The organism is Candidatus Planktophila vernalis (genome assembly GCF_002288185.1).
Taxonomy (GTDB): domain Bacteria; phylum Actinomycetota; class Actinomycetes; order Nanopelagicales; family Nanopelagicaceae; genus Planktophila; species Planktophila vernalis.
Genome location: NZ_CP016776.1, coordinates 542,378 through 569,284, shown reverse-complemented (window position 1 = coordinate 569,284; position 26,907 = coordinate 542,378). Strand labels below are relative to the sequence as shown.

General features: G+C 46.4%; 28 protein-coding genes. 15 read left to right on the top strand and 13 right to left on the bottom strand.

What is annotated here, in order from left to right; all coding sequences use genetic code 11:
* Window position 1: 1 nt before the first annotated feature.
* Window positions 2–532, bottom strand: a complete 531-nt coding sequence (locus A7sIIA15_RS03025) for a PadR family transcriptional regulator (protein WP_095685727.1) — start codon at window positions 530–532, stop codon at window positions 2–4.
* 210 nt (window positions 533–742) lie between these two features.
* Between A7sIIA15_RS03025 and A7sIIA15_RS03020 the strand changes: the two genes are divergently transcribed.
* Both A7sIIA15_RS03020 and A7sIIA15_RS03015 read left to right on the top strand, forming a co-directional pair.
* Window positions 743–1,387 carry a LysE family translocator gene (locus tag A7sIIA15_RS03020; protein WP_190279148.1) on the top strand — a complete coding sequence of 215 codons (645 nt, stop codon included), beginning with the start codon at window positions 743–745 and terminating at the stop codon, window positions 1,385–1,387.
* A gap of 15 nt (window positions 1,388–1,402) precedes the next feature.
* Entirely contained in the window at window positions 1,403–2,086 is a 684-nt protein-coding gene (locus A7sIIA15_RS03015; RefSeq protein WP_095685726.1) for a PD-(D/E)XK nuclease family protein, read from the top strand.
* On the opposite strand, the gene A7sIIA15_RS03010 is transcribed toward A7sIIA15_RS03015, so the two are convergent.
* Entirely contained in the window at window positions 2,083–2,784 is a 702-nt protein-coding gene (locus A7sIIA15_RS03010) for a lysophospholipid acyltransferase family protein (RefSeq protein WP_223298291.1), read from the bottom strand. The two genes, A7sIIA15_RS03015 and A7sIIA15_RS03010, sit on opposite strands and share 4 nt — an antisense overlap.
* A 44-nt stretch (window positions 2,785–2,828) precedes the next feature.
* Between A7sIIA15_RS03010 and A7sIIA15_RS03005 the strand changes: the two genes are divergently transcribed.
* The gene (locus A7sIIA15_RS03005) at window positions 2,829–3,095 is read left to right on the top strand and encodes a hypothetical protein (protein ID WP_095685725.1); all 267 of its coding nucleotides are present in this window, start codon (window positions 2,829–2,831) and stop codon (window positions 3,093–3,095) included.
* A complete protein-coding gene (locus tag A7sIIA15_RS03000) occupies window positions 3,092–4,075 on the top strand; it encodes a Gfo/Idh/MocA family protein (protein WP_223298290.1) in 984 nt (327 codons plus the stop codon). Before A7sIIA15_RS03005 ends, A7sIIA15_RS03000 begins: the two co-directional genes overlap by 4 nt.
* Here the strand turns inward: A7sIIA15_RS03000 and A7sIIA15_RS02995 are convergent.
* Both A7sIIA15_RS02995 and A7sIIA15_RS02990 read right to left on the bottom strand, forming a co-directional pair.
* On the bottom strand, window positions 4,072–5,016 hold the full coding sequence (locus tag A7sIIA15_RS02995; RefSeq protein WP_095685724.1) for an ROK family glucokinase: 945 nt from the start codon (window positions 5,014–5,016) through the stop codon (window positions 4,072–4,074). The genes A7sIIA15_RS03000 and A7sIIA15_RS02995 overlap by 4 nt on opposite strands.
* Before the next feature lie 10 nt (window positions 5,017–5,026).
* Window positions 5,027–5,464 (bottom strand): SRPBCC family protein, encoded by a 438-nt coding sequence (locus A7sIIA15_RS02990; RefSeq protein ID WP_095685723.1) that lies wholly within the window; start codon window positions 5,462–5,464, stop codon window positions 5,027–5,029.
* A gap of 54 nt (window positions 5,465–5,518) precedes the next feature.
* On the opposite strand from A7sIIA15_RS02990, the gene A7sIIA15_RS02985 reads away from it, so the two are divergent.
* Genes A7sIIA15_RS02985 through A7sIIA15_RS02975 form a run of 3 tightly spaced genes read left to right on the top strand, consistent with a single transcriptional unit; the run spans window position 5,519 to window position 8,401 of the window.
* On the top strand, window positions 5,519–7,309 hold the full coding sequence (locus A7sIIA15_RS02985) for an AMP-dependent synthetase/ligase (protein WP_095685722.1): 1,791 nt from the start codon (window positions 5,519–5,521) through the stop codon (window positions 7,307–7,309).
* Window positions 7,287–7,796 carry a sensor histidine kinase gene (locus A7sIIA15_RS02980; protein ID WP_190279147.1) on the top strand — a complete coding sequence of 170 codons (510 nt, stop codon included), beginning with the start codon at window positions 7,287–7,289 and terminating at the stop codon, window positions 7,794–7,796. Before A7sIIA15_RS02985 ends, A7sIIA15_RS02980 begins: the two co-directional genes overlap by 23 nt.
* Window positions 7,793–8,401: a response regulator transcription factor gene (locus A7sIIA15_RS02975; protein ID WP_095685720.1), complete on the top strand. Its 609-nt coding sequence runs from the start codon at window positions 7,793–7,795 to the stop codon at window positions 8,399–8,401. The genes A7sIIA15_RS02980 and A7sIIA15_RS02975 overlap by 4 nt, the downstream gene beginning before the upstream one ends.
* On the opposite strand, the gene A7sIIA15_RS02970 is transcribed toward A7sIIA15_RS02975, so the two are convergent.
* Window positions 8,387–9,538 (bottom strand): glycosyltransferase family 4 protein, encoded by a 1,152-nt coding sequence (locus A7sIIA15_RS02970; protein WP_095685719.1) that lies wholly within the window; start codon window positions 9,536–9,538, stop codon window positions 8,387–8,389. The genes A7sIIA15_RS02975 and A7sIIA15_RS02970 overlap by 15 nt on opposite strands.
* Entirely contained in the window at window positions 9,519–10,523 is a 1,005-nt protein-coding gene (locus tag A7sIIA15_RS02965; protein ID WP_095685718.1) for a C40 family peptidase, read from the bottom strand. The genes A7sIIA15_RS02970 and A7sIIA15_RS02965 overlap by 20 nt, the downstream gene beginning before the upstream one ends.
* Window positions 10,524–10,615: 92 nt before the next feature.
* On the opposite strand from A7sIIA15_RS02965, the gene A7sIIA15_RS02960 reads away from it, so the two are divergent.
* Window positions 10,616–11,107 carry a dihydrofolate reductase family protein gene (locus tag A7sIIA15_RS02960; RefSeq protein ID WP_095686433.1) on the top strand — a complete coding sequence of 164 codons (492 nt, stop codon included), beginning with the start codon at window positions 10,616–10,618 and terminating at the stop codon, window positions 11,105–11,107.
* Here the strand turns inward: A7sIIA15_RS02960 and A7sIIA15_RS02955 are convergent.
* A complete protein-coding gene (locus tag A7sIIA15_RS02955; protein WP_095686432.1) occupies window positions 11,104–11,943 on the bottom strand; it encodes a DMT family transporter in 840 nt (279 codons plus the stop codon). The two genes, A7sIIA15_RS02960 and A7sIIA15_RS02955, sit on opposite strands and share 4 nt — an antisense overlap.
* Before the next feature lie 61 nt (window positions 11,944–12,004).
* Here A7sIIA15_RS02955 and A7sIIA15_RS02950 point away from each other — a divergent pair, with 61 nt between their 5' ends.
* From A7sIIA15_RS02950 to A7sIIA15_RS02930, 5 genes are all read left to right on the top strand, one after another.
* The gene (locus A7sIIA15_RS02950; RefSeq protein WP_095685717.1) at window positions 12,005–12,583 is read left to right on the top strand and encodes a DUF3000 domain-containing protein; all 579 of its coding nucleotides are present in this window, start codon (window positions 12,005–12,007) and stop codon (window positions 12,581–12,583) included.
* A gap of 8 nt (window positions 12,584–12,591) precedes the next feature.
* Entirely contained in the window at window positions 12,592–13,881 is a 1,290-nt protein-coding gene (locus A7sIIA15_RS02945) for an HRDC domain-containing protein (RefSeq protein ID WP_095685716.1), read from the top strand.
* Between the two features lie 53 nt (window positions 13,882–13,934).
* Window positions 13,935–14,753, top strand: coding sequence for an iron uptake transporter permease EfeU (efeU, locus tag A7sIIA15_RS02940; protein WP_095685715.1), 819 nt, complete (start codon window positions 13,935–13,937; stop codon window positions 14,751–14,753).
* Window positions 14,754–14,819: 66 nt separating this feature from the next.
* On the top strand, window positions 14,820–16,010 hold the full coding sequence (locus A7sIIA15_RS02935; RefSeq protein ID WP_095685714.1) for a thiolase family protein: 1,191 nt from the start codon (window positions 14,820–14,822) through the stop codon (window positions 16,008–16,010).
* Complete coding sequence (locus A7sIIA15_RS02930) at window positions 16,011–18,119, top strand: 3-hydroxyacyl-CoA dehydrogenase NAD-binding domain-containing protein (RefSeq protein WP_095685713.1); 2,109 nt, start codon at window positions 16,011–16,013, stop codon at window positions 18,117–18,119.
* On the opposite strand, the gene dxs is transcribed toward A7sIIA15_RS02930, so the two are convergent.
* From dxs to A7sIIA15_RS02915, 3 genes are read right to left on the bottom strand one after another with little or no spacing between them, the layout of a single operon-like run.
* Window positions 18,061–19,980: a 1-deoxy-D-xylulose-5-phosphate synthase gene (dxs, locus tag A7sIIA15_RS02925; RefSeq protein ID WP_095685712.1), complete on the bottom strand. Its 1,920-nt coding sequence runs from the start codon at window positions 19,978–19,980 to the stop codon at window positions 18,061–18,063. The genes A7sIIA15_RS02930 and dxs overlap by 59 nt on opposite strands.
* Window positions 19,981–19,998: 18 nt before the next feature.
* Window positions 19,999–22,647: an aconitate hydratase AcnA gene (acnA, locus tag A7sIIA15_RS02920; RefSeq protein ID WP_095685711.1), complete on the bottom strand. Its 2,649-nt coding sequence runs from the start codon at window positions 22,645–22,647 to the stop codon at window positions 19,999–20,001.
* Window positions 22,648–22,681: 34 nt separating this feature from the next.
* Entirely contained in the window at window positions 22,682–23,884 is a 1,203-nt protein-coding gene (locus A7sIIA15_RS02915) for a class I SAM-dependent RNA methyltransferase (protein WP_223298289.1), read from the bottom strand.
* A 44-nt stretch (window positions 23,885–23,928) separates the two neighbouring features.
* Between A7sIIA15_RS02915 and A7sIIA15_RS02910 the strand changes: the two genes are divergently transcribed.
* Entirely contained in the window at window positions 23,929–24,597 is a 669-nt protein-coding gene (locus A7sIIA15_RS02910; RefSeq protein WP_095685709.1) for a potassium channel family protein, read from the top strand.
* Window positions 24,594–25,253, top strand: a complete 660-nt coding sequence (locus A7sIIA15_RS02905; protein WP_095685708.1) for a potassium channel family protein — start codon at window positions 24,594–24,596, stop codon at window positions 25,251–25,253. The genes A7sIIA15_RS02910 and A7sIIA15_RS02905 overlap by 4 nt, the downstream gene beginning before the upstream one ends.
* Here the strand turns inward: A7sIIA15_RS02905 and A7sIIA15_RS02900 are convergent.
* The 3 genes from A7sIIA15_RS02900 to A7sIIA15_RS02890 are packed head-to-tail and all read right to left on the bottom strand — an operon-like array spanning window position 25,246 to window position 26,888.
* Window positions 25,246–25,863 carry a DUF3159 domain-containing protein gene (locus A7sIIA15_RS02900; RefSeq protein ID WP_095685707.1) on the bottom strand — a complete coding sequence of 206 codons (618 nt, stop codon included), beginning with the start codon at window positions 25,861–25,863 and terminating at the stop codon, window positions 25,246–25,248. The genes A7sIIA15_RS02905 and A7sIIA15_RS02900 overlap by 8 nt on opposite strands.
* Window positions 25,860–26,303 (bottom strand): dUTP diphosphatase, encoded by a 444-nt coding sequence (gene dut / locus A7sIIA15_RS02895; protein WP_095685706.1) that lies wholly within the window; start codon window positions 26,301–26,303, stop codon window positions 25,860–25,862. The genes A7sIIA15_RS02900 and dut overlap by 4 nt, the downstream gene beginning before the upstream one ends.
* Window positions 26,304–26,888 (bottom strand): PaaI family thioesterase, encoded by a 585-nt coding sequence (locus tag A7sIIA15_RS02890; RefSeq protein ID WP_095685705.1) that lies wholly within the window; start codon window positions 26,886–26,888, stop codon window positions 26,304–26,306.
* Between the last annotated feature and the right edge of the window lie 19 nt (window positions 26,889–26,907).

Sequence of the window (26,907 nt, the reverse complement as noted above, 5' to 3'; positions counted from 1 at the left end):
TCTATTTCCTCTCGGTTTTGATCATTTTTTCCAGCCAAGCAATCTCTCGGTCAGCTGAGTCCAGTGAGTGACGTCGCCACTCCTCCAGATATTTATCGATTCCAATCGGTGACTTCTCGAGTTCACCGCGCAGAATCTCTGCTTTCTCCTTAAGGCGACGATGGCGTCCCTCAAGAATTCTTACTCTGTTCTTTGAAGATGTTGGAGAGAAAAATGCAAAGCGGATTTCAAATCCTTCGTCTTCCCATGTTTCAGGGCTAACGGTCTCTGTCAGGTTCTCAAAGCGAGCCTGACCTTTATCTGTAATGTCATAAACGATTCGCGAGCGCCGAGATGGAGAATCCACCACGCTCTCTTCAATAAGGCCGGCTTCCAACATTCTGCGCAGCTGTGGGTAGAGAACTGAAAAGGAGAGTGCGCGGAAGGGTCCAAAGATTGTGCCCATGCGCTTTCGAAGCTCATAGCCATGAAGCGGGGTCTGGGATAAAAGACCAAGGAGGGCGAACTCAAGTGATTCACTGCGTGAGCGCATCGCTTACTCCTTTCTACCTATCGGGCTATGTATCCATTCGATATATACAGCCGTAATCTATTGGGATAGGTAGGCAGGCGCAACTTCCAACACGCTCACGCTCAGATCTCCCCTAGGGCAAAGGTGTAGAAAAGGCCACGCCAGCGATCCAGACGTGGCACTTGAGCCCTCACTGCCCGCTGAGTAGCGACTCTAACTACTATCTGACCTGTGGTAATTCCTTCGCGCTTAGCTGAGTACATCGTTGCCGCGATGATTATTATCTTGGCGCCTGGCCCGAGCGTTTTATTCGTAATCGCTCGGGCCATCGCCTGGGGTCGCAAAGTTGCAGTTTTCACCGTTGCAGGCAATGTCTCCGGTTCTTTTGTTTTATCAGTATTTGTGGCTCTTGGTCTTGGCCCTATCTTGCAAAGATCAGATCTTGCATACATCGCAGTGCAATGGGGCGGCGGCCTTTACTTAATCTATTTAGGTATTGATGCAATCAGGCAACGCAAAGCTCATGCATCGGATATGACCAATCAGGGAGATGTCTCTCCTACTGCCCTTCGCTCCATGCGAGATGGGTTTTGGGTTGGAGCACTGAACCCCAAAGCGATAGTTTTCTATGCAGCCGTTCTTCCTCAGTTCATCGATCGTGAGAAAGGGCAGATCACCTCACAGTTGATTTTGCTCGGCGCAATTTTTTCCATTCTTGCCTTCTTCTCTGATGGCACCTGGGGATTATTAGCGGGCACGGCCCGTGCATGGCTAGCTAAAGACTCCAGCCGCCTGGAAAAACTACGCGCAACTGGGGGAAGCATCATGATCCTTCTAGGTCTGTCGGTTTTGTACTTAGCAATTGTCGGTGGCTAGAGACACAATAGGCATATGAAAAAACCTATAAAGCCAGCGCGCGAAAACATCTCCCCTTCGGATTTAACTTTTGGACTATCAACATGCAAACGTTGCTTATGGGTTAAGTACTGGTACAAAGTCACCGCTCCTATGACCATGCCACTTGTTGGCACATTATCTTCACTGCAAGAGGAGTACTTTCAGCGCGCAGATATGCCAACTATCGATCCATCACTTCGCCCTGGAACTGTTACAAAATGGGGCGAATTCGTTAAGAGCAAGCCCATTCAAATCAATGGCCAGGACACACGCTGGCGCATACTAGGAAAATACGATCTTGTATCAACTAATGATGATGGCACCGTCGGATTAATCGATTGCAAAGTCTCTGATTCAGAGCGAGATAGCGGGGCTTTCTACTCACCTCAGTTAGAGGCATATGCCTTTGCCTTAGAAAACCCAGCTGCTGGCAAGGCTGTTGAAGTTGCATCCATGGGCTTGCTTGTGTGGAAACCAACCCACACCGTTGGTGATAATCCAGATAACAGTGGCTTTGGTGTCTATCAAAAGTATGTGGCAGTTGAACGTGATCACGATAACTTCATGAGAGTGATTGGAGATTTCATTCAAGTTCTAGAAGGTGAAATACCAGAAGCTGGTCCAACCTGCACCACATGCCAATTCTTAACTACAAGAAATGGTTTAGATCTTCTCTAGTCTTCCTCGCCAGCAACATTAATATCATCTGGCTTTGATTTCTTAGGCGCATATGTATCAACATATTCTTGGCCTGACATAGCTTGAATGACATTCATGATTTGATCGGTCACATCGCGCAGATAGAGCAAATCTGTGGAGTCACCATCAAAATACATGGGCTTTCCAAATTGCATTCCTACGCGATGAAGATTAGGGATCACTTTTCCTGTGGGTTGAATCTTGTCCGTGTTGGACATTGCAACAGGTATAACTGGTGCCCCTGATTCAATTGCTAAACGGGCAATTCCTGTGCGACCTTTATAAAGGCGCCCATCTGGTGAGCGTGTTCCTTCTGGATAAATTCCTAGACAATCACCTTCTGCCAAAACTTTTAATCCAGTAATCAGGGCTGCTTCACTTCGGCGCCCGCCTGAGCGATCAACCGGGACTTGGCCTAGGGCTATGAAAGTTAACTTCTTGAGCAATCCCTTAGGTCCAGGTGAGGTGAAGTATTCGCTCTTTGCTAAGAAGGTAACTTTTCGTGGGACTACCAATGGCATAAAGATGGAATCGCTAAAAGATAGATGGTTAGACGCGATGATCACTGGGCCTTTTGCCGGAACATTTCGAAGCCCTTTAACTTTGGGACGAAAGCCTGCCATCAAGAAAGGCGTCAGGAACGCACGCAAAGTTCCATACGGCAGGTTGTTGAGCACGGGTCTAATTTAGTCGCTATTGCCAGATATGACACTATCTGAGGGTGAACAATCCCCGTCCAGGCCCTGATGAGTTCGATGAAGAGGAACTTATTCGTAGCGAATTTGATTCCATCGTCTCTGGCCTGTCCCTGGATGAATCAGCACCCACAACATATTTAGATGATCTTGATGCGATACAAGATTCAAATCGATTTATTCCACCCAATCCCCCACGACAATCACCACGTGCAATGTGGCAGGCAGTTAAGCGCGCAGTGAAGCGTTGGTTTCATCGCGGATATCACGAAGATGATGGAGCAACGTTGTGAGTCAATTTAAATGGGGAATCATTGGTACGGGCGGCATTGCTCGTGCTTTTGCAACTGACATTGCACTTCTTGGTGATCACGTCGTGGCTGCAGTTGGATCTAGAAGTTTAGAAAAAGCAGAAAGCTTTATTAAGAGTGTTCCGGGTGCAAAGGCCTATGGAAGCTATGACGCACTATTAAACGATTCACACATCGATGCCATTTATGTTGCAACCCCGCACCCCTCCCATAAAGAAAATGTGATTGCAACTCTTAATGCAGGTAAGCCGGTTCTGTGCGAGAAACCATTTGCTGTAAATGCTGCAGAGGCAAAAGAAATGGTGGCAGCGGCTAAGGCAAATAACGTGGCATTGATGGAAGCGATGTGGGCACGCTTTTTACCTCACTATGCAAAGATTCGCGAAATTGTTGCAAGTGGAGTTTTAGGACAGCTCACAACTATTCATGCTGATCACGGGCAGCGCTTAGCTGATCAAAACATTGCGCGCCTTGTTGAGCCCTCTCTTGCTGGAGGGGCATTACTTGATCTTGGAATCTATCCAATTTCATTTGCCCACATGATTTTAGGAGTTCCACAATCAATAACCTCCACTGCAGTCTTCACCGACAAAGGTGTTGATGCGCAAAGCTCTATGATTTTTGATTACTCCAACGGAGCACAAGCCGTACTCAATACGACAATGATTGTGCAGACACCCTGCACAGCAGTTATTGCAGGGCTCAATGGATATTTAGAAGTTAACCGAACCTTCTATAACCCAACATCTATGCGCCTCACACTCTTTGATGGAACCATTACCGACTATCCATCTGATTACAAAGGCCATGGATTGCGCGAACAAGCGGTTGAATTTGCCCGTGTAGTTAAAAGCGGAGCTAAAGAATCCCCGATTCTCACATGGGCAGACACCATCGCAATTATGGAGATTATGGATACCGTGCGCTCTCAAATCGGGTTGAAATACCCATTTGAGAATTAACTTCTAGCTAAGTCAGCAACTCCAACAAGTCCAGCTTCATTGCCTAACTGCGCAGCAATTATCTGCGGATAAGGATGTTTGCCAGCAAATGGCATATTGCGCTCTAGTGATTCACGTGTTGGCTTTAGAAGAATCTCACCTGCATCAATTACTCCCCCACCAATAACAACGCATGCAGGGTCTAGAAGAACTGCAAGTGATGCAATACCGGCGCCTAACCACTGCCCAGTTGTATTAAAAGCAGCCAACGCCACAGGATCACCATCGCGCGCAGCATCAGTAATAGCTTGGCCGGTTAAGCCTGCAACAGTGCCATCTCCGCGAGAGAGCAAGTTTCGTGCAATTTCAGGACTGGCGTTAATAGCTTCTCGTGCATGGCGAAGTAATGCATTTCCTGAGGCATATTGCTCAAAACAACCACGAGCACCACAGCCACAGATATGTCCTTCTGGAACTACGCGCATGTGTCCAAACTCTGCTGCAATTCCAAATGCGCCTCGGTAGAGCGCACCATTGACAACAATGCCTCCACCAATTCCAGTTCCAACTGTAAGCATCATCATGTGATCTTGATTCTTGCCTGCACCAAACTTTGCTTCACCCCACGCTGCTGCATTTGCATCATTTTCAATGACAACAGGAAGACCGATGAGTTTAGTAAGTTGATTATCTAAATCAACACCATTCCAATCAGCAATATTGGGGGTTGCCAGCATGGTTTTTCGATCAGAGGAAACAAAACCTGCAGCAGAAACTCCAACAGATGCGACTGAATGTTGTGCGAGTAATTCTTTTGCTACATCGGCAATCGTTTGTGTTAGCGCACTTCCACCTTGACGAGGCGTGTCTTTTCTTGCAGTAGTGAGAACTTTTCCAGCTTCATCAACAACGCCGCCCAGAACCTTAGTTCCACCAACATCGATACCAATTGTTAATGACATTAACGTTTGATTAAGCTTCTAGCGCAGCTTTAAGTTGTGCAAGTGCTTGATCAATTGTCGCCTTCTCAGCCTTTTGACGCATCATCGCTGGGATTGGCATTGAGAGTGAAACACCCAACTCATAGGTAACTTGGGTCGTATCTTCATCGATTGCCTTAATGGAATAAGAACCATCCATTCCAGTGAGTAAATCTGCATCATCGAGTGAGAAAGTAAGTTGACCAGGTGCTTTGCTCCAGTCGTAATCTAAAATCACACGGTCTTTCATCATTCCTGCATCAATAGTCATTTTCACCTTGGTGGCCCGGCCCTGGTCATCACTTTCAACGACCTCGCTGGACTTAATCGCACTCGACCAGGTTGGATATTGGCCAAGGGCAAAAAGGGCTCCTTGAACATCGGCTAATGGGGCATCGATCGTGATTGTTGAACTGCTCAAATCGCTCATGGGACAAGGTTACCCTCTTCCGTATTTCATATTTCTCACGCTAGCGTTAGCCCCATGAATGAAGTCACAACACCCGCCCTCGTCCCTTCAGCTACTGCTGGCAATCTGACAAATCTGATTGCTGAACGCGCCTGGTTTGAGCCAGAGCGCATCACCATGTCTCGCCCACTCGGCGATGGATGGCAAAGTGTCACTGCCCGTGAAGTTGACGAGGAGGTGCGAGCAACTGCCAAAGGCTTAATCGCTGCAGGTATTCAAATCGGTGATCGTGTGGCAATCATGGCCCGTACTCGTTATGAGTGGACCATTCTTGATTTTGCGATTTGGTATGCAGGAGCTGTCGTAGTTCCAATTTATGACACATCATCTGCAGAGCAAATTGATTGGATTCTCAACGACTCTTCAACTGTTGGCATCATTGTTGAAACTCCAGCACTGCGTGAATTAGTCCAAACAGTTCAACCTGCACACACTAAGCATGTCTGGGTGATGACTGAGGATGTTCTTACAGTGCTTCGCAATGCAGGTGCTCAAGTATCAGATGATGAAATTGAACGTCGTCGTACAGCACTTGGCCCAGATACTTTGGCAACACTTATCTACACATCAGGTACAACTGGAAAACCAAAGGGTGTTTCACTCACACATGGCAACTTCTTAGCTGAATGCGGAAATGTTGTGCAGGGTGCAAGTGATCTATTCCTAAAACCAGGCGGATCAACTTTGCTTTTCCTACCTGTTGCTCACGTCTTTGGTCGCATGGTTCAAATTGGTGCAATTAATTCAGGTCTACACCTTGCGCACTGCAGTGACCCACTTGGACGTCTCCCAATTGATCTAGCTTCCTTTAAGCCAACATTTGTTTTGGCAGTTCCACGTATTTTCGAAAAGATTTATAACGGAGCTGAAGCTCGCGCTGAAGCTGCTGGTAAGGGAAAGATTTTTAGAAAAGCAGCAGATGTAGCAATCGCTTATTCAGAGGCATTGGATAAAAAGAGAATCTCTCCTGTCCTTAAACTCAAGCATGGACTCTTTGACAAGTTGGTCTACTCAAAGATTCGCGCGGGTATGGGTGGACGCGTTGAAGCTGCAATCTCCGGTGGTGCACCGCTAGGTGTGCGTTTAGGCCACTTCTATCGTGGTGCTGGCGTAACAATTTTAGAAGGCTACGGTTTAACTGAAACAACTGCTGGTGCGACTTTGAACTTAACTGGTGCACACCGCGTTGGTTCTGTTGGACGTCCAATCCCAGGCACTTCAATCAAGATTGCTGAAGATGGCGAAGTTCTTATCCGTGGCGCAATTGTTATGCGCGGATACTGGCAAAACGATGCTGCAAACGCTGAAGTATTTGACTCTGAAGGTTGGTTTAAGTCAGGTGACTTAGGAAAGCTCGATGATGAAGGCTTCCTGTACATTGTCGGCCGCAAAAAGGAACTTATTGTTACTGCAGGTGGAAAAAACGTTGCCCCTGCTGTTCTAGAAGATCGCCTGCGTGCACATCCACTAGTGAGCCAGTGCTTGGTAGTTGGCGATAATCAACCATTCATTGCCGCACTTGTAACTATTGACCAGGATTCACTTAAGGGTTGGGTAACAAATCACAAGAAGGAAGGTGCTTCAATGGCCGACCTTGCTAATGACCCTGATTTGATTGCTGTTATCCAAACTGCAGTTGATGATGCAAATAAGGCAGTGAGCAAGGCGGAATCAATCCGTAAGTTCACAATTCTTACAACAGATTTCACAATCGCTGGTGGGCACTTAACTCAGAAACTCTCAATCAAGCGACACGTCGTTGCGAAGGAATTCGCAAAGGAGATTGACCAGCTCTTCACAAAGTAATTATGTGAGCCTTACACAGCGGGTAAAACTCGCACAAGAGCTCCACGATGGCATAGCCCAAGATCTCGTGGGGTTGGGCTATGGGTTGGATTCTTTGTTGTTTCAAGAAGATGATGAGACTAAGCGCGCCGCTTTGCGCTCTGTGCGCTTTGATATCAACACATTGATAGAAAAAGTACGTAGTGAGATTCTAGAACTTCGCACAGAACGCAACGAGCAAGAGCTTCTTGGTTCTCAACCAGAATTAACCTATGAGCTCAATAAGGTTTTTAGCGAAATCATCAACAATGTGACTGAGCATTCGCATGCGACTCGCCTAGATGTGACATTCATTGATAATGGAATTGGTGGAGCTACACAGGTCGAGAATCATTATGGAATACCAGGGATCTCCGAGCGGATTATGGCTTTAGGTGGTCATGTTGATATTCACTCTGATTTCACCGGCACTAACGTTGCAATTTCATTGGACTTACTTACTCCATGAGCAGGTTATTGATCGTTGATGATCATGCCCTAGTGCGTGAGGGATTAAAGCGCGCACTTACCCATGAAGGCTTTAGTGACATCACAGAAGCCTCATCTGTTCTTGAAGCCCGTGCCTCTATCGCAGCCCTACAACCCGATGTTGTGACTATCGATATAAACCTTCCAGATGGTAGCGGCTTTGAATTAGTGAGCTGGATCAGAAGCATCTCCCAAGAGATGGGAGTTGTTGTCTTAACACTCAATGATCATGAGAATTACATTCGTGCTGCCATGAAAGCTGGTGCAAGCGCCTTCGTCTGCAAATCTGAACCCATTCCTTCTCTCGTGGCCGCGATTAAACATAGCCTTGTCGCTCCACTTAGCTTTAGTGCCAAGGGATTAGAGAAAGTATTTAAGAACACTCACAACGTTCTTACGGCCCGTGAATTTGATCTTCTGGCTCAGTTAGAGCGCGGTCAAACAACTGCGCAAATTTCTAAGAGTCTATTTATTAGTCCTGCCACTGTTAAAACTCATTTGGCTTCAATCTATAGAAAGCTGGAAGTGACTAACAGAACTGCGGCAATTCATGCCATGCATGAGCAGGGATTATCTGGCAAGTAGTTCAGAAAACTTGCTGGCCCAGATCTGCCAGCGCCATTCTTTTTCAATCCATGCTCGGCCTGCGCTACCCATATCCCGGCGCAGTTTTTCATTACGCAAAAGTTGAATCGCTCTTTGTGCAATCTGTTCTGTGTTAGTTCCATCAATGACAAATCCTGTTACACCTTCTATAACCGCATCAGGTGCTCCCCCAGATTCACCTGCAATAACTGGTAAACCACATGCACTTGCTTCAAGGTAAACAATTCCTAAACCTTCGACCTCTAGGCCACCAAAACGCGATCTCGATGGCATCGCAAAGATATCGCCCACGCAGATATAGCCCGGTAAATCCTTGTATTGGATTCGTCCAATGAAGCTGACATTTTCTTGTAGCAAATGTTTAGTGACTAGCTTTTCTAAGTGAGCGCGATACGGACCTTGACCGACAAGCAAAAGATGGGCATCTGGAACTTGAGTAAGAATTTGTGGCATAGATTCGATGAGAAAATCCTGACCTTTGCGATGCACAAGGCGGCCCACGCTAACAATGACTTTCTTCTCACGCAGTCCCAGAGATTGACGTAGGGAAGTTGCATCTACTGCCGTGAAATGCTCAACATCAATGCCAGGAGCAATTTTCTGCATAGCTGATGCACTCTTAGCTGTGAGAGCTTTTGAAATTGCTGTTCGAGTGAAATCACCAAGATACGTGAGTGAATCAGTAGTAGATCCGATGCGCCGCAAAATCAAGTTGAATGGAAAAACCTTGGCCCACCAGACTTCATGTCCATGAGTAAGTGCAACGATGCGCAGTGCTCCCGCTTTGCGCAATGTTGAAGACATCCAACCTAAAGGTGCTGCTGCGCCAAATGCTACGGTTTTGATTCCTCGCTGGCTAACAATTCTGGCAACTGCGCGATTTACTCGTGGAGTCGGCAATAGTATTTTTGCTTTATCTCTTATGACTTCAACACCAAAATCGCTCAGCCATTGAGCGTCATAGTGCGCAGTTTCTTCTTGTGCCGAGGTGTAAACAATAATGCTGGACTTTGGTAATCGTTCAATCAAACCAATGATGAAGGTTTCTATGCCTCCAGCCCGTGGGCCAAAATCATTAGTTACAAATAGAGTTTTGTTAGAAACGGCGTGCTCCAACTAAAGGCTTTCTTCCAAGAGAACCACTCGTTGTGATTTTCACACGTGATCCTGAACGTGGTGCATGAACCATCTTTCCACCACCGATATACATTCCAACGTGTGAAACTGGACGACCATAAAACAGAAGATCACCTGGCTTTAGAGACTTAGTTGAGACTTGCTTACCCAGGCGCGATTGGGCAGCAGATGAATGTGGAAGTGAAACTCCTGCGGCTTGGTATGCACGCATTGTTAGACCAGAACAGTCCCAGGTGACTAAACCAGCCGATCCAAACACATAGCGATCACCAATTTGCTTAAGTGCATACTTGATTGCAATTCCTGCGCGACCTGAAATCCCAGACAAGGCACGTGCTGCTGCCTGAGAATTTGCCTGGTCAGCATCTTCTTCTTGTGCAGCCAACTTTGCCAATCGCTCTCGCTCGGCTTTAGTTAACTTTGAAAGTAGAGCCTCAGCCTCTGCCAGTTTCTCTTGGGCTTTTGCTGATTGGGCTTTAAATTTCTTTTCAGCTGCAACTACTAGCGCCAACTTGTCGTTAACGGTCAGAGTAGTTGCACTTAAGCGTTGCTGAGCCGCTTCATACTTTCGAAGTTGGGCAGATTTACGTCGACTGATTGCATCGAGTGCACCGGCTGAGGACAAATACAGAGTGGGATCTGAAGAAAAGAGAAGTTCAAGTGATTGACCGAGTCCCCCGGCCTTGTATTGCTCGATTGCAATAGTTCCTAAAGATTTTTGGAGTGCTGAAAGAGTTTCTCCCTGGACGGCAGCTTTAGCTTTGATGCCGTTGAGTGTGCGAGTCAGGGCAATTAACTTCACTTTCGCTTCCTGAGCACCTTCAGCTGCCGTGGTTGCTTCTTCTTCTAGATATCGCACCTTTGCCTGAATCTCGGCAAGTGATGGAGCCGCGTTGGCAGGGGCCATTAAGCCAACTGCCATGGCCAAAGCCACGAGTGCGCAAGGAAGAATGCGGCGATACATGGTTTAAGGCTAACGAGGTTTATTGCGACATCTCAACTTATGAGCGTGATTTACGCCTGAGAATTCTCACAGAATCTGCAATAGTAGGACAAATGAGCACAGTTGCATCGCTAGTGGTCGGGCGAGATGGGTCCACATCAAAAGATAAGAGTTCTAACGGAGTTTCATCCGATGCCGATCGAAAAGCTTTTCTAACTAGGCGACGCAAAGTCGATTGCATATTAATTGGTGGAAATACTGCTCGCCATGAGCCTTACAAGCAGAGCCCAGTACCTTTAGTAATTGTTTCGCGATCAACGATTAATCCAGTTGTTGGCAATGATTTATCACATTTATGGAACATGTCTCCTGCAGATGCCCTAGCAAAAGCTAAATCACAGTTTGGTGAAAGAATTTTAGTAGAAGCGGGAACATCAATTATTTTTGAACTTATTGATCAAGGTTTAATTGATCAACTAGAGCTCAGTGTTACACCAGTAACCGGTGGTGATGATCCTATTGATTGGCAAGCTCTCCTCAATAGATTTGAAAACCATACTCACACTCATGTTGATGGAACTGATTTCTACGTTGCCCGTAACTAGAAAGCTGAAATAAGCGCCACGCCTGCAACAGCTAAGGCAATTCCGATGTATTGAACCCTCTGTAAACGCTCGCGCAAGAACTTAAATGCGAGAAGCGCAGTTGCTATTGGAAAGAGTGAGCCCAGAACCATCGCAATTGAAACCAAGCCCTTAGTGCATGCAACGCCCAGCAACACGTTGGCTAAGAAATCTGCGACACCGATGAAAATAAGTGATGGGTATTCCTTTTTAGTAAACCCACCCATCGTGCGGAACTTGAGTGCTATGGAGATGGTTACAAAGAAAGTTGCCCCACGCATGGAGACCATTGTCATGAGTGCACTTGACTGCGAACCAATCGACATTGAGGTTAGTGCTGTGCCAAATCCAAGTGCTGCACCTATCGCTAGAAGCAAAGGCTTTAGAGGAAGACCTTGGGAGAGCTCTGGACCACTGGCACAAAAAACTCCCACCAAAGCAAGTACTACGCCGATTGAAGTAATTGTTGAAAGTCTGTCACCGTTAATCAATGCATACGTTAAAGGGACAATTGCTCCCATAGAACTAATTGGAGAAACAACACCCATGCGGCCCGTTGATAAACCTGCATAAAGACAAAACAATCCAAAGTAACCAAATAACCCAGCAATAATTCCAGGGACTAAATATCCGCCAGATCCAAGTGCCTGTGCACTCCAAGCACCAGAGGCAAGCATTAAAACTATGCCAAAAACTAAACCAAGAACTTGCGTGAATCCGAGTACTGCCAAAGGTGCATGCTTTTTACTTAAACGACCACCTTCAAAATCTGAAGTTCCCCACAAGATGCTTGAAAGAATTGCAAGTAGTGAGGCCATATGCACAAGGATACCGCCCTGCCTCCCATGAAAAGGACTCCTTACTGTTTATTCTTAAGCAGTGGATGCCAGAGGATTTGAAGATTTAGTCAACTCCTTACGTACCTTTACACCGCGTGCTGAAATCGTTTTAGAAGAGGTTCCAGCCCCACAAAAACTAGCTACGTACTCTTTCGCATTCTCAGCCGATGTCAGTAATGGCTTACTAGGCGATGACGAAGATGAAATAGCTTCAGGTCGCTTTGTCTTATTACACGAACCTGGCGGACAAGACACCTGGGAAGGTGAATTTCGCTGCGTAACTTTCGTCCGTGCAGATGTTGATCCAGTGATGCAACAGGATCCACTTCTGCCAGAGGTCGGCTGGAGTTGGTTTCTTGAAGCGCTAGAAAGTGAAGAGTGCGCACTAGCTGCACCAAGTGGAACTGTCACTCGTGTATCAAGTGCCTCTTTCGGAAAACTATCCCCACGAAATGATGAATCAGAAATTGAGATTCGTGCTTCTTGGACACCTGCAATTACAGATCCCATTGAAATCATCAAACACATCGCTGGATGGTGTCGCTTGATTACTGATGTCGCAGGACTCGAACCAATTCCTGATGGCGTTTCAACTATTTCATCTGCCAGACGTCGTTAAGCCCGCTGATGTCTGAAGAGGTAACTGCAACACCACTGCTCACTCCCGCCGGTGGTACTCCTGCTGTTATTGATAATGAGACATCTCTTAAATCTGCATTAGAACAACTGTCAAAGGGAAGCGGTCCATTTGCCGTTGATGCAGAGCGTGCATCAGGTTTTCGCTACAGCGCACGTGCATATCTCATTCAAATTAAGCGCACCAATGGTGGATTACATCTGATTGACCCAATCCCCTTTGGTCCAGGTCACTCACTGATGCTTGAGCTCAATGATCTTCTCAATACAGATGAGGTAATTCTCCATGCCAGTACACAAGATCTGCCCTGTCTTCGAGAATTAGGAATCAACCCAAAGCGCTTATTTGATACTGAATTAGGGGGGCGAATTGCAGGCCTACCCCGTGTTGGTCTTGGCCCACTTCTGGAATCTTTGATGGGTGTTTCTCTTGCAAAAGAACACAGTGCTGCAGACTGGTCTGTGCGTCCACTGCCTCAAGACTGGCTGACATATGCAGCATTAGATGTTGAACTACTTGTAGAGCTGCGCGACAAAGTTGAAGCGCTGTTAGTTGATGCTAAAAAAGACTCCTGGGCCAAAGAAGAGTTTGCTTCAATACTTTTAGCCCCTCCTGCACCTCCTCGCGTGGACCCATGGCGTAGAACCTCTGGAATGCACAAGATTAAGCGAAAAGATCAATTAGCAATTATTCGTGAACTCTGGATTACGCGAGATGAGATTGCAAAGTCACTAGACATTGCGGGCGGAAAACTACTCAATGATTCAGCAATAGTTGAAATAGCACTCAATCCAGTTACAACTAAAAAAGAGTTTGAGAAAGTTCTACGCCCTCTTGGACTTCGGGCACGTTGGCTAGAGAATCTCAAGGCGTGGCTAGATGCCGTGGCACGCGCAGTTGCTCTTGAAGAAAAAGACTGGCCAGCACTTCGCACTAATGCAGATACTTTGCCGCCAATTAAACTGTGGAGAGATAAGTTCCCGGAAAAATACGCACCGCTTTCTCATGCTCGAGCTCGCATAGAAATCATTGCTCAAGAGAACAACATCCCGGTAGAAAACCTGATCACTCCAGAGCTGGTTCGCCGCATTTGTTGGGCTCCGCCAACACCATCAACATCGCAATCCTCTCCAGAGATTGTCAGGGAGCATTTGCTCTCACTCGGTGCCAGAAAATGGCAAGCGGATCTGGTTTCAGAGGCGATTACGGCCTCCTTGCTGGAGAAAGAGGCGCTTCCCACGCCTGAACCTGTGCCAGAAACCACACCAGAGGAAGCCTGAATTACGCAACATAAGAGTTGCGTAAATACCCCCCACCCTCTAGATTTTCTCCCATGTTGAGCACATTTATCATCGCCCTTCGCGAAGGCCTTGAAGCTGCCCTGATTATTGGCATTTTGGTCGCCTATATTCTAAAAACCGACCGCAGACATTTATTAGCCCCACTATGGAGCGGAGTAGTTGCAGCCATTGTTGGAAGTATTGGCCTTGGATTAATTCTTTCTAAAACTTCTGAGGAGTTAACCGAGCGCGCTGAAAAGCTTTTTGTAGGAACAACATCATTCCTAGCTGTAGCACTTGTTACATGGATGGTTTTTTGGATGAAGCGCACTGCTCGCACTCTAAAGGCAGATCTACATGGCAAAGTTGATTTAGCTTTGCGCACAGGGCCTCTAGCCCTTGCTGGGGCAGCGTTTTTCGCTGTTATTCGAGAAGGTTTAGAAACTGCTTTATTTGTTTACACAAACTTTAAAACTATTGCAGACACTCGTAGTGCTGCACTGGGATTGATTCTCGGTTTTACAGTTGCAATCTCTCTTGGATATTTGATTTTCAAATCTGCAATCAAACTCGACTTGAGCAAATTCTTCCGCTACACCGGAGTTGCTCTCGTTGTCGTTGCAGCAGGAGTTCTCTCATATGGAGTGCATGAGTTCCAAGAGCTCGGCTGGCTTCCTGGTGGAGAGTCATATGCCTGGGATGTTTCAAGCCTGATTCCTAAGGACTCATTGCTTGGCGCAACACTGGGTGGCCTTGTGGGCTTTGATAACACAACCTCATGGCTACAACTAGGCATCTGGACGATCTATCTCACCACTGTCCTTGGGGCCTATCTCTCAAAGCCTCGCACGCGTGCGCTAACTCCAGCCTAAGCGCTGTCACAAATCCTTACTGGCGGGTAACATAACCGCTATATCCACCCCTAGTAAAGGATCACTATGTCTCGCTCAGTTGTCTTAGTCGATGCCGTTCGTACCCCTTTTGGAAAAGCAGGGGGGATGTATGCAGGTACACGTGCCGATGATTTGATGGTGCGCGCAATTCGCGGACTTTTAGATAGAAATCCAAATGTTGCCCATAGCGCAATTGATGATGTTGCCATTGCTGCTGCAACACAAACAGGTGATCAGGGAATGAACATCGGCCGCAGTGCCACTCTCCTAGCTGGATTACCAAATACTGTCCCTGGCTATTCAATTGATCGTTGGTGTGCAGGTGCATTAACTGCAGTAACAACAATTGCAGGCGCAATTGCCTTTGGCTCAAATGATATTGCTATTGCCGGGGGCGTGGAACATATGGGAAATCACCCAATGGGTGAACTCATGGATCCTAATCCTCGTTACTTGGCTGAAAAGATTGTTGAGCAAGATGCACTTGCAATGGGTTCAACAGCTGAAAGACTCCATGATCGCTTCCCAACAATTACGAAAGAACGTGCAGATAGATATGCACTTAACTCACAACTCAAGACAACAAAGGCATATGAAGCTGGGTTGATTCAACGAGATCTCATTCCAATGGCTGCACGTAGCGCAGAGTTGGGTTGGACAATTGCAACAGTTGATGAAGCACCTCGTCCAACAACAACAATGGAAGGTCTAGCAGGTTTAAAGACTCCCTTTCGTCCAGCAGGTCGAGTCACTGCCGGTAACTCCTCTGGATTAAATGATGGAGCAACTGCGGCGCTTCTTGCTAGTGAAGACAAAGCAAAAGAGTTAGGTCTAAGCATTAAGGCGAGATTGGTTACATACGCATTTGCTGGAGTGGAACCTGAAGTAATGGGATTCGGACCAGTTCCTTCAACGATTAAAGCACTTGCACAAGCTGGATTGAGTATTGAAGATATTGGACTCTTTGAAATCAATGAAGCCTTTGCCGTGCAGGTTTTAGCTTTTCTTGAGCACTTTGGAATTGCCGATGATGACGCCCGCGTTAATCCATTTGGCGGAGCAATTGCCGTTGGACACCCACTTGCATCATCTGGTGTTCGCCTGATGCTCAATTTAGCTAGATCTTTTGAAGCCCATCCAGAGGTGCGCTATGGCTTAACAACTATGTGTATCGGTCTTGGTATGGGTGGTTCTGTTATTTGGGAAAACCCACACTTTAATGGTCAGGTGAAATAAATGAGCGTAGATATCAAACTTCCAGAAGGTGCACCTGAAGAGGTTGTCACGCAAGCTCTGGTGCGACAGGTTGATTTAAGCGCGTTCGGCACCAAAGGCGTCTTAGCTCTGATCACTTTAGATAACTCACTCGATCATAATCGCCCCAATACTTTTGGCCCACAGTCTCTACTTGCATTAGATGCAGCTATTACGGCAGCTACTGCGCTAAATCCAGTTGCAATTGCACTGACTGGTAAGCCTTTTATTTTTGCCGCAGGAGCTGATTTATCTGCTCTTTCATTTATTACTAGCCGAGAGCAATCACTGGGTATCGGAAAATTGGGCCATGATGTCTTTCGCCGCTTAGGTGAATCAAAGATTCCAACATTTGCATTCATCAACGGTTTGGCACTGGGTGGCGGTCTTGAAGTTGGACTTCACTGCCACTACCGCACACTTGCCTCCACAGCATTTACTGCATTGCCTGAAGTATTCCTTGGCTTAGTTCCTGGTTGGGGCGGTGCAACTATTTTGCCTAAGTTGATTGGCCCTGAGCGTGCTGTTCAGGTAATCATGTTAAATGCTCTTAATAACAACACCATGATGAAAGCTAAAGATGCTTTCAAACTTGGTGTTGTCGATGCTGTGTATGAACCTTCTGATTTCCTAGAGCGCTCCATTGCATTTGCCGCAAATGTTCTCAATGGAGTAACTAAAGTTGAGCGCAAGGACTACAGCCAAGATCCAGCATGGGAAAGCGCTCTTGCAACTGGAAAAGCTGCTGCACTCAAGAAGTATGGCGGCGCTGAAATAGCATCACCTATGAAAGCCCTTGAACTCATTAGCGCAGCCAAGAGCAACACATTAGGTGCTGGCTTTGATGCAGAAGATTTAGCTCTAGCTGATTTAACAATGAGTGATCCGCTGCGTGCATCTCTCTATGCATTCAATGTCATTCAAAAGAAGCGTAAAAAAGTAGAGGGCGCCCCAAAGCCAGCTCTTGCTCGCAAAGTAGGCAAAGTGGGAGTTGTTGGCGCAGGCCTCATGGCCTCACAACTAGCACTACTTCTTCTACGTAATCTCAAGTGCCCAATTGTTATGACAGATATTGATCAAGAGCGCGCCGATAAGGGTGTGGCCTGGGTTAAGAATGAGTTGGCTAAATTAGTTGAGAAGAAGCGAATGAGCGCTGAATCTGCCGCTCGTTTGTCACTACTTATCTCAGGATCGTCAGATCAAAACACTTTTGCAGGATGCGACTTCATCATCGAAGCTATCTTTGAAGAACTATCTCTCAAGCAGGAGCTTTTCAAGAAGCTTGAAACAATTGTCTCTCCTGAGTGTGTTTTGGCCACGAATACCTCATCACTTTCAGTTGAGCGTATGAGTGAAGGACTTAAAAATCCTGAGCGAGTTGTCGGTTTCCACTTCTTTAACCCAGTAGCTGTCATGCCATTACTTGAAGTTGCACGAACAAGTAAGACCGATGATGCAACTACGGCAACAGCAATCTCTGTGGGTAAAGAACTCAAGAAGACCATGATCATCTGCAAAGATGCGCCTGGTTTTGTTGTTAACCGATTGTTGACTCGCTTCATGGGCGAAATCACCGATGCAGTAGATGAAGGCACTTCACCAGAGGTTGCCGATAACGCTATGCGCTCTATTGGTTTCCCGATGTCACCATTCCAACTTCTAGACCTAGTCGGTCCTGGAGTTGCATTACACGTATCTGAAACCTTGCACGCAAATCTTGGAGATCGCTACCGTATTTCCCCAACAATGGCTGCGATGGTTAAAGAAGGCGTTCGAAACTTCTATGTTAAAAATGAAGATGGAAGTTACGGTGCAAACCCAGCAGCCTTAGCCCTTATTCATAAAGGTGATTCACCATCAACGGCTGAGCAAGTTCGCAGCCGTGCATTAACCGCACTTGCCGTTGAAGCGCGAATGATGCTTGATGAAGGTGTTGTTTCAACTGCTGCTGAGATTGATCTCTGCATGTTGATGGGCGCAGGATGGCCAATGCACCTAGGTGGAATATTGCCGTACTTGGATCGTGAAGGTATTAGCGAGGCTGCTTGCGGTCAGCGTTTTCATCCGAAGGGAGTTGCATCTCTTCCTTAAGAGTGCTGCTCCATTCAACAACGCTGCGTGAAATGTTTTGAGCTGTAATACCAATATCGCTCAAAATCTCGCCACGCTTAGAGTGTTCAATAAACTCAAGCGGAACGCCTATGGAATGAAGTGGGATTAACACTCCTGCATCTCTAAACATCTCAGAGATGGCACTTCCAATACCTGCATGTCTAATGCCATCTTCTAGAACAACAACACTCTTATAGCGCTCTGCCATACGTACCAATGACTCTGGCAATGGCTTGACCCAACGTGGATCAATGACAGTTACTCCAACGCCTTCACGATATGCAGAAGATGCAGCTTCAACTGCAATTGCAGCCATAGCCCCAACGCTAATCATCAAAACATCAGCACTCTCACCGCGATAGAGAACGTCTATGCCATCACGTCGCTCGAATGCAGGAATATCTTCTTGCACTGCACCCTTTGGAAAGCGCACCATAGATGGAGCATCGTTAATGGAAACAGCTTCACGCAATAGTTCTTTAAGTCGCGCACCATCTCTAGGTGCTGCAACATGCATTGTTGGAACAATTCCAGTTAAAGCTAAGTCCCAAATACCATGGTGAGATGGTCCATCATCACCTGTCACGCCGGAGCGATCTAGGACAAATGTGACTCCGGCCTTGTGAAGGGCAACATCTAAGAGCAATTGATCAAAAGCGCGATTAAGGAAGGTTGAATACACGGCAACAACTGGATGAAGTCCAGTGAAAGCTAAACCAGCAGCACTAGTTACTGCATGTTGTTCTGCAATTCCCACATCAATTGTGCGCTCTGGATAAGCAGCTTGGAATTGATCTAAGCCAGTTGGGCCAAGCATCGCAGCAGTGATTGCCACAATATCTGTGCGGGTCTTACCAATCTCAACTAACTCTTGTGCAAAGACTTTCGTCCACGATGTTCCACTCTTGGCCAAAGGCTCCCCTGATTCAGGATCAATAACGCCTACTGCATGGAACTTCTCTGCTTCATCGGCAACTGCCGGCTTGTGGCCCTTACCCTTTTCAGTAATGGCATGAACCAAAATTGGCGCTCCATACTCTTTAGCTTGTTGCAGCGCTCTTTCCATTGCAGCAATATCGTGACCATCGATTGGGCCTAAATACTTAAGCCCTAAATCCTCAAACATTCCTTGCGGAGCGACAATGTCTTTGATTCCCTTTTTCATTCCATGCAAAGTCTCATAAATTGGCATTCCAACAACTGGAGTCTTATGGAGAACCTCTTTGCCCCAATCCAGGAACTTCTCATAACCGCTTGTAACACGCAGAGTTGAAAGATAGGTAGCTACTCCACCAATTGTTGGTGAATAAGAACGCTCGTTGTCATTAACGACAATAACTAGGTTTCTCTTTTGTTCAGGAGCAATATTGTTTAACGCCTCCCACGACATTCCACCAGTTAGGGCGCCGTCTCCAACCACGACGACTACATGTCGATCCTTGGCTCCTTGTAATGAGAAACCTCGAGAAATTCCATCGCCCCATGAAAGCGCCGTTGATGCATGTGAATTCTCGATGACATCGTGTTCACTTTCCCTGCGATTTGGATATCCAGAGATACCACCACGTTGGCGCAAAGTATCGAAAGCTCCACCACGGCCCGTTAGCATCTTGTGAACGTAGGACTGATGTCCTGTATCAAAGACAATGACATCCTTTGGTGATTCAAAAACTCTGTGAATTGCAACTGTCAGTTCGACAACACCTAAGTTTGGACCTAAGTGGCCACCTGTCTTTGAAACTTTTTCAATGAGCAAGCCACGAATCTCTGCACTGAGTTCAATGAGATCCTCGTGAGAGAGAGCAGCCAAATCGGCTGGGGAGTTAATCTGGCTCAACATGGGGTTAAGTTTAGATGCTTATGCGTTTAAGAGCGAGCGAAGAACGTACTGCATGATTCCACCGTGGCGGTAGTAATCGGCTTCTCCTGGAGTATCTATGCGCACAGTTGCAACAAAGCTCTTGCTTCCAGCAGTCACTGTGAGCTCCTTAGGAACTCCCCCAGTATTGAGAGCTGTGATGCCGCTGATTGAGAATTCTTCCTCACCTGTGAGGCCAAGAGACTGAGCACTATCGCCATTTTTAAATTGGAGAGGTAGGACTCCCATTCCAATTAAGTTGGAACGGTGAATACGTTCAAAGCTTTCAGCGATTACTGCGCGCACTCCAAGAAGTGCAGTTCCCTTGGCAGCCCAGTCACGTGAAGAACCAGAGCCGTATTCCTTACCTGCCAAGATAACTAATGGTGTTCCAGCGCTTTGATAAGCAACTGATGCATCATAAATCGTTGATTGCCTTCCATCAGTTGCGAAGTTGCGAGTGAATCCACCTTCAACGCCATCTAGTAACAAATTCTTCAGACGAATATTGGCAAAAGTTCCACGAATCATTACTTCGTGATTTCCTCGGCGAGAGCCATAAGAGTTGAAATCTTTACGATCAATTCCATGCTCTGCTAAGTACTTACCTGCTGGTGAATCAGCTTTGATGTTTCCTGCAGGTGAGATGTGATCAGTTGTTACTGAATCCCCTAGAACTGCCAAGACGCGCGCTCCAGAGATATCTACAACCGGAGTTGGGGTTTTTGGCATTCCATCAAAGTACGGAGGCTTTCTCACATAGGTAGATTTAGGATCCCACTCAAAAACTTTTCCAACTGGTGTAGCCAATGACTTCCAGCGGTGATCACCATCAAAGACTGAGGCATAATCTTTTGTAAACATGGCAGATGAAATTGAAGAGTCAATTACTGATTGAATTTCCGCTGGTGTTGGCCAAATATCGGCTAGGTAGACATCTTTACCATTTTGATCTTGCCCTAGAGAGTCTTTCTCAAAATCATGATCCATAGTGCCGGCGATTGCATAAGCCACAACTAATGGTGGTGAAGCCAAATAGTTCATCTTCACATCAGGACTAATGCGGCCCTCAAAATTTCGGTTACCAGACAGGACAGCGGTTACTGCCAAATCTGAGTCATTCACGGCCTTGCTAATTTCAATAGGCAGTGGGCCTGAGTTACCAATACAGGTCACGCAACCATAACCAACTAAGTGGAAGCCCAACGCTTGCATGTATTTAGTTAAATCAGCACGGTCATAGTAATCAGTCACAACTTTTGAGCCTGGAGCTAGAGTTGTTTTGACCCAAGGCTTTGATTTCAAACCTTTTTCAACGGCCTTTTTTGCTAGAAGTGCCGCACCAATCATTACTGAGGGATTTGAAGTGTTTGTGCACGAGGTAATGGATGCAATAACTACATCTCCGTTTTTCACACGTGTTGACCCTGCTTTTACTTCTTCTCTAGATGTTTTGTCTGAGAAATAAGTAGGCAAAGTCTTTTCAAAAGCTAACTTTGAGTCACTTAGAGAAATGCGATCTTGTGGACGCTTAGGTCCTGCAATAGATGGCACCACGGTCGAGAGATCTAACTCAACTTGCTCAGAAAAACGTGGCTCAACAGATGGGTCATGCCATAGGCCTTGCTTCTTTGCATACTGCTCAACCAAAGCAACTTGATCATCACTTCGCCCAGTTAGGCGCAAGTAACGCAAAGCTTCTTCATCGATAGGGAAAATTGCACATGTTGATCCGTATTCAGGACTCATGTTTCCAATAGTTGTGCGATTAGCCATAGGGACTGAAACCACACCTGGGCCATAGAACTCAACAAACTTTCCAACAACTCCGTGCTTGCGCAAGATTTCAGTAATGGTCAAGGCCATATCTGTTGCGGTAGTTCCAAGAGGAAGTTGGCCGGTTAACTTAAATCCAACAACGCGTGGAATAAGCATTGAAACTGGTTGACCAAGGAGGGCTGCTTCTGCCTCAATTCCGCCGACGCCCCACCCAAGAACTCCTAAGCCGTTCACCATCGTTGTGTGTGAATCTGTTCCAACCACGGTGTCTGGATAGGCACGTAACACGCCACCAACTGTGCGAGTCATGACTACGCGAGCTAGGTACTCAATATTTACTTGGTGGACAATTCCAGTTCCTGGCGGTACCACCTTGAACTCATCAAAGGCGGTTTGGCCCCAACGCAAAAAGCGATAACGCTCTTGGTTGCGCTCATATTCAATATCAGTATTTTGCTCAAAAGAATCTTTTGTTCCAAAAACATCTGCAATAACTGAGTGATCAATTACTAACTCTGCTGGAGCAAGAGGGTTAACTTTTGAAGGATCTCCGCCCAAATCCACGATTGCCTCACGCATTGTTGCAAGGTCCACAATGCAGGGCACACCCGTAAAGTCCTGCATTACTACGCGAGCAGGAGTGAACTGAATTTCAGTATCTGGTTCTGCTGCTGGATTCCAATTAGCTAGCGCCTTGATGTGATCGGCTGTGATGTTAGCGCCATCTTCTGTGCGAAGAAGATTTTCTAAAAGAACTTTCAGTGAGAATGGAAGGCTAGTTGCACCCTGAATGCCAGAGATATCGAAAATCTCATAACTCTTGCCCGCAACTTCTAGATTCTTCTTTGCGTTGAAAGAGTTCTTACTCATCATCTCCCCTAATAAATCTTCGCTTTCTTGAGCGTCAAGATACCTTAGCGGGCTCAAAGCGCGCAACACATTCGATGTGATGTGTCATTGGAAAGAGATCAAAAGCTCTCAATTTTACGAGTGAATATCCACGTTCCAAAAAGTAACCAGTATCACGCGCTAATGCCGCTGGATCGCATGCCACATAGACAATTGTTCGTGGCTTGAGTCTGGCAATTTCGCTGACCACTATTTTTCCAGCACCATCGCGGGGCGGGTCTAGAACTACAACATCTGCCGAATTGATTCTTGGTAGGTGTGTGGCTACATCTCCAGTTATAACTTTAACATTTGTATTTTCAGCAAAATTTCTAGAAGCATCAGAGGTTGCACTTTTGCTACCTTCGATGAGTTCAATTCTTCCCTCTGAACCAACCATGTCAATCAGCGCTGCGGCAAAAAGTCCGACACCTCCATAAAGATCCAAAACATGGTCGGCGTTCTTAACTCCAGCAAAATCTCGGACAACTTCACTCAACACACTAGGAGCATTGACATGGCCTTGCCAAAAAGAGTTATTGCTAACCTCTAAAGCTTTATCCAAAACCTTTTCATGCAATATTGCCGGTCCTTCGCTCAAGCGAGACTTGCTTTCTCCGCGAGTTGGCATAAGTGAAATAGAGCGTTCATCACTATTAGAGGCAGCTATCTCAACGCGCATATCCCCTTTCCACGTTCTGGCAGCTAATTCAGAAAATCTAATTTCCTTAGCCGCAACTAAACAATTAGAAACTGGGATCACTGTGTGACTTCGAGAGCCAATAAATCCTAGGCGTCCATTTTTATCGGTTGTAGAAGTGATCCGAGAGCGCCAACCAAGTTCTGGTCCAACACTCTCAACTTCAACGGCCATTTCCATTTTCGCAATACGTGCAAATTGCTCAGTGATGACATCAGCTTTTAGTTTTCGTTGCCGCTCGATAGTGATGTGCTGAAAATCGCAACCTCCGCACCCGTTACGGTTTGAGTATTCACATGGTGCAACAACACGGTCGGTCGATGCTTCCAATGTTTCAACAACATCTGCGCGGTTGAAGGAACTTCCTACCGAAGTGATTTGGATACGGCACTTTTCGCCGGGAATGGCATGGCGCACGAAAATCACGCAGCCTTCGTGTCGGGCAATAAAGTGGCCGCCATGGGCAACCTTTTCTATTGTTACCTCGATAACTTCGCCGACCACAAGGGTTCTTTTCATAGTTGGTGCCACGGAACTAACCTTATGGGTGTAAGTTAATACATATGCACGTAGTCATCATGGGATGCGGTCGAGTCGGCTCATCACTGGCCACTGATCTTGAAGCAGCTGGCCACACCGTCGCTGTCATTGACCAAGCACGTGAGGCTTTTCGCCGCTTAGGTCCAAACTTCAAAGGCAAAACTGTCACTGGTGTTGGCTTTGACCGAGATGTTCTGCGCGAAGCTGGAATTCAAGATGCCGATGCATTTGCCGCTGTTAGTAATGGTGATAACTCAAACATTCTGGCCGCACGCGTTGCGCGAGAAACTTATGGCGTTCAAAACGTTGTAGCTCGCATTTATGATCCAGGTCGTGCTGAAATTTACCAGCGCTTAGGTATTCCAACTGTTGCGACAGTTCTTTGGGCAACAGATCAAATCATGCGCAGATTGCTCCCAGAAGGTTCTCGCTCTGAATGGCGCGATGCCAGCGGAACTGTCCAACTGTGTGAAATGCACCCACACAATGATTGGTATGGACGCCAAATTCTTCTTATCGATGAACTCACTCCAGCTCGTGTTGCATTTATTACTCGCCTTGGAGTTGGCCTCATTCCTGATGAACACACCGTTTTGCAGCAAGGCGATCTCATCCATGTGATGGTTAGCGATGAAGATATTGCTAAGACTGAAGAAGTCCTTGCTAATTCACCAGATGGAGAGCGTCAATGAGAGTTGCAATCGCTGGTGCAGGAAATGTGGGTCGAGCCATTGCGCGCGAACTTCTTGATAACGGACACCAAGTTTTACTCATCGACAAAGATCCTAAAGCCCTAAAACTTGAGAGTGTCCCAGATGCTGAATGGCTGATGGCAGATGCTTGCGAGATTACATCGTTAGATAATGCCCACCTCAATACATGCCAGGTTTTAGTCGCTGCAACAGGTGATGACAAAGCAAATTTAGTGACATCACTATTGGGAAAAACTGAGTATGGCGTGCCACGTGTTGTTGCCCGAATTAACCACCCAAAGAATGAATGGCTTTTTGACTCCTCTTGGGGTGTAGACGTAGCCGTATCAACTCCTCGCATCATTGCAGCCCTTGTTGAAGAGGCTGTAAGTGTTGGTGATGTTGTTCGCTTATTCTCATTTAAAAAGGGTCAAGCAAATCTTGTTGAGTTAACTCTTCCTGATGGATCTTCTTGTATTGGTAAAACAGTGGAAGAGATTGAACTTCCAGAAGATGCAGCTCTCGCAGCAATTGTTCGAGACGGCCGTGTAATCACTGCCAAAGCCCATGATGTTTTTGCTGCTGGAGATGAGCTTCTATTTGTTGCTTCATCTGATGCTGAAGCCCGCATTAAATCTTGCTTTATAACTAGCTAGATTTAATCACAGGCGGAGCGGTTTTAATCACTAACCAACTTGCGTAGGCAGTAGCAAAAAATAGCGGATAGCCCATCGCAAGATTGACTGTGCCAAGTAAGTTCACATTTCCACTGCGATAAATTGGATACTGGACTGCAATGCGTGAGAAGAACATGGCAACCCAGATCCAGCTAGCCCGTGTGTATACCTTCTTGCGTGCTGGATTTTTGCGCCATTCAAAGTTTTCACCTAGCAATGGGCCTAGAACAATTCCAAGTAATGGCCACCCAACAAGATTTGCGACTAAATACGCAGTGCCATATGCAAGATTTGTTAGTAGTTTTGGAATGTAAAAGTCAGAGGCATTTCCGGAACGATTGGCAAAATAAGCACAAAGCAAAACACCCAAAATACCCGAGACTGAATGCTGAATCGTGTCTTTTTTGGCTAAACGTAAAATTGCTAGAAAGATTGAAAGGCTCAAGGCCGCAATTATGGCTTCTCGTAGATTGTTTCTGAGGTTAAAAGTTACAAGGAAAATTACAGCTGGAAGACCCGAATCAATAAGCCCTTTCTTTCCACCAAGGGCTTTTATTACAGTCTCTTTATCTTGATTATGTTCGCTCATGCCACTCCCGTTGATCCAAAACCATCGCTACCTCGCCCGGAGCCAGGCAGTTCTTCTACTTCGATGAATTCGGCTCGTTCAACTTGTTGAATAACCAATTGGGCGATGCGATCGCCCTTTTTAAATGCAATTGATTCTTTAGAATCATGATTAATCAAAATACAGGCAATTTCACCACGATAGCCAGCATCTATAGTTCCAGGAGTGTTCACCAATGTAACTCCATGTTTAATTGCCAAACCAGATCGAGGATGTACCAAGGCCACATAGCCATCAGGAAGTGCGATTGATATGCCAGTTGGAATGAGCGCGCGCTCCCCTGGGGCCAAAGTGAAATCCTTTGTTGTGACTAAATCAGCTCCAGCATCGCCACCTTTTGCATAGTGCGGAAGCGGAACCGAAGGATCCAAGCGCTTGATCAATACCTTTAGTTGGCTCATCTACGGATTAATCTCAAAATCAGGATCAACAAATGCCAAAATCTCAGGACTTTTTGCAATGTGGTCTAAGTACTCCTTAGGCGCATTATTGAGGAAGTGATCCATTGGAACAATGACAAATAAAGCAGCTGCACGAACAGCTAGAGGACCATCTGGTGTGTCTAGTCGACCTTCGGCAGAGGAATAAACCTTGCGATTTACTTGACCAGTAATTTTGGCGGTGATGTGCAAGGTTGAACCCATTGGAACAGGTTTTAGGAAATCTGTTTCTAAGCGGGCAGTAACCGCAGGCGCACGAAGTAACCACATCAACTTTCCAAGTGCTTCATCAAAGGCGAGTGAAAGTAATCCTCCGTGAGCTAAACCAGGTGCTCCTTGATGATTTTCAGTAACAGTAAATTGCGCAGTTATGTCTGCGCCATCTCCGGCATAAGCAACAAGATGTAAACCAGTGGGATGAAGTTCACCGCAACCAAAACAGTGACCAAAATGTGAAGGAATCTTTGAGCCAACTGGCGGAGCTTTTGGATGTCGCTCTGGAATGATGGCACCTTCAGGTGGCACGGTCGAAGCGATACGGCTCATGAAGCAAAGACTATCCGAT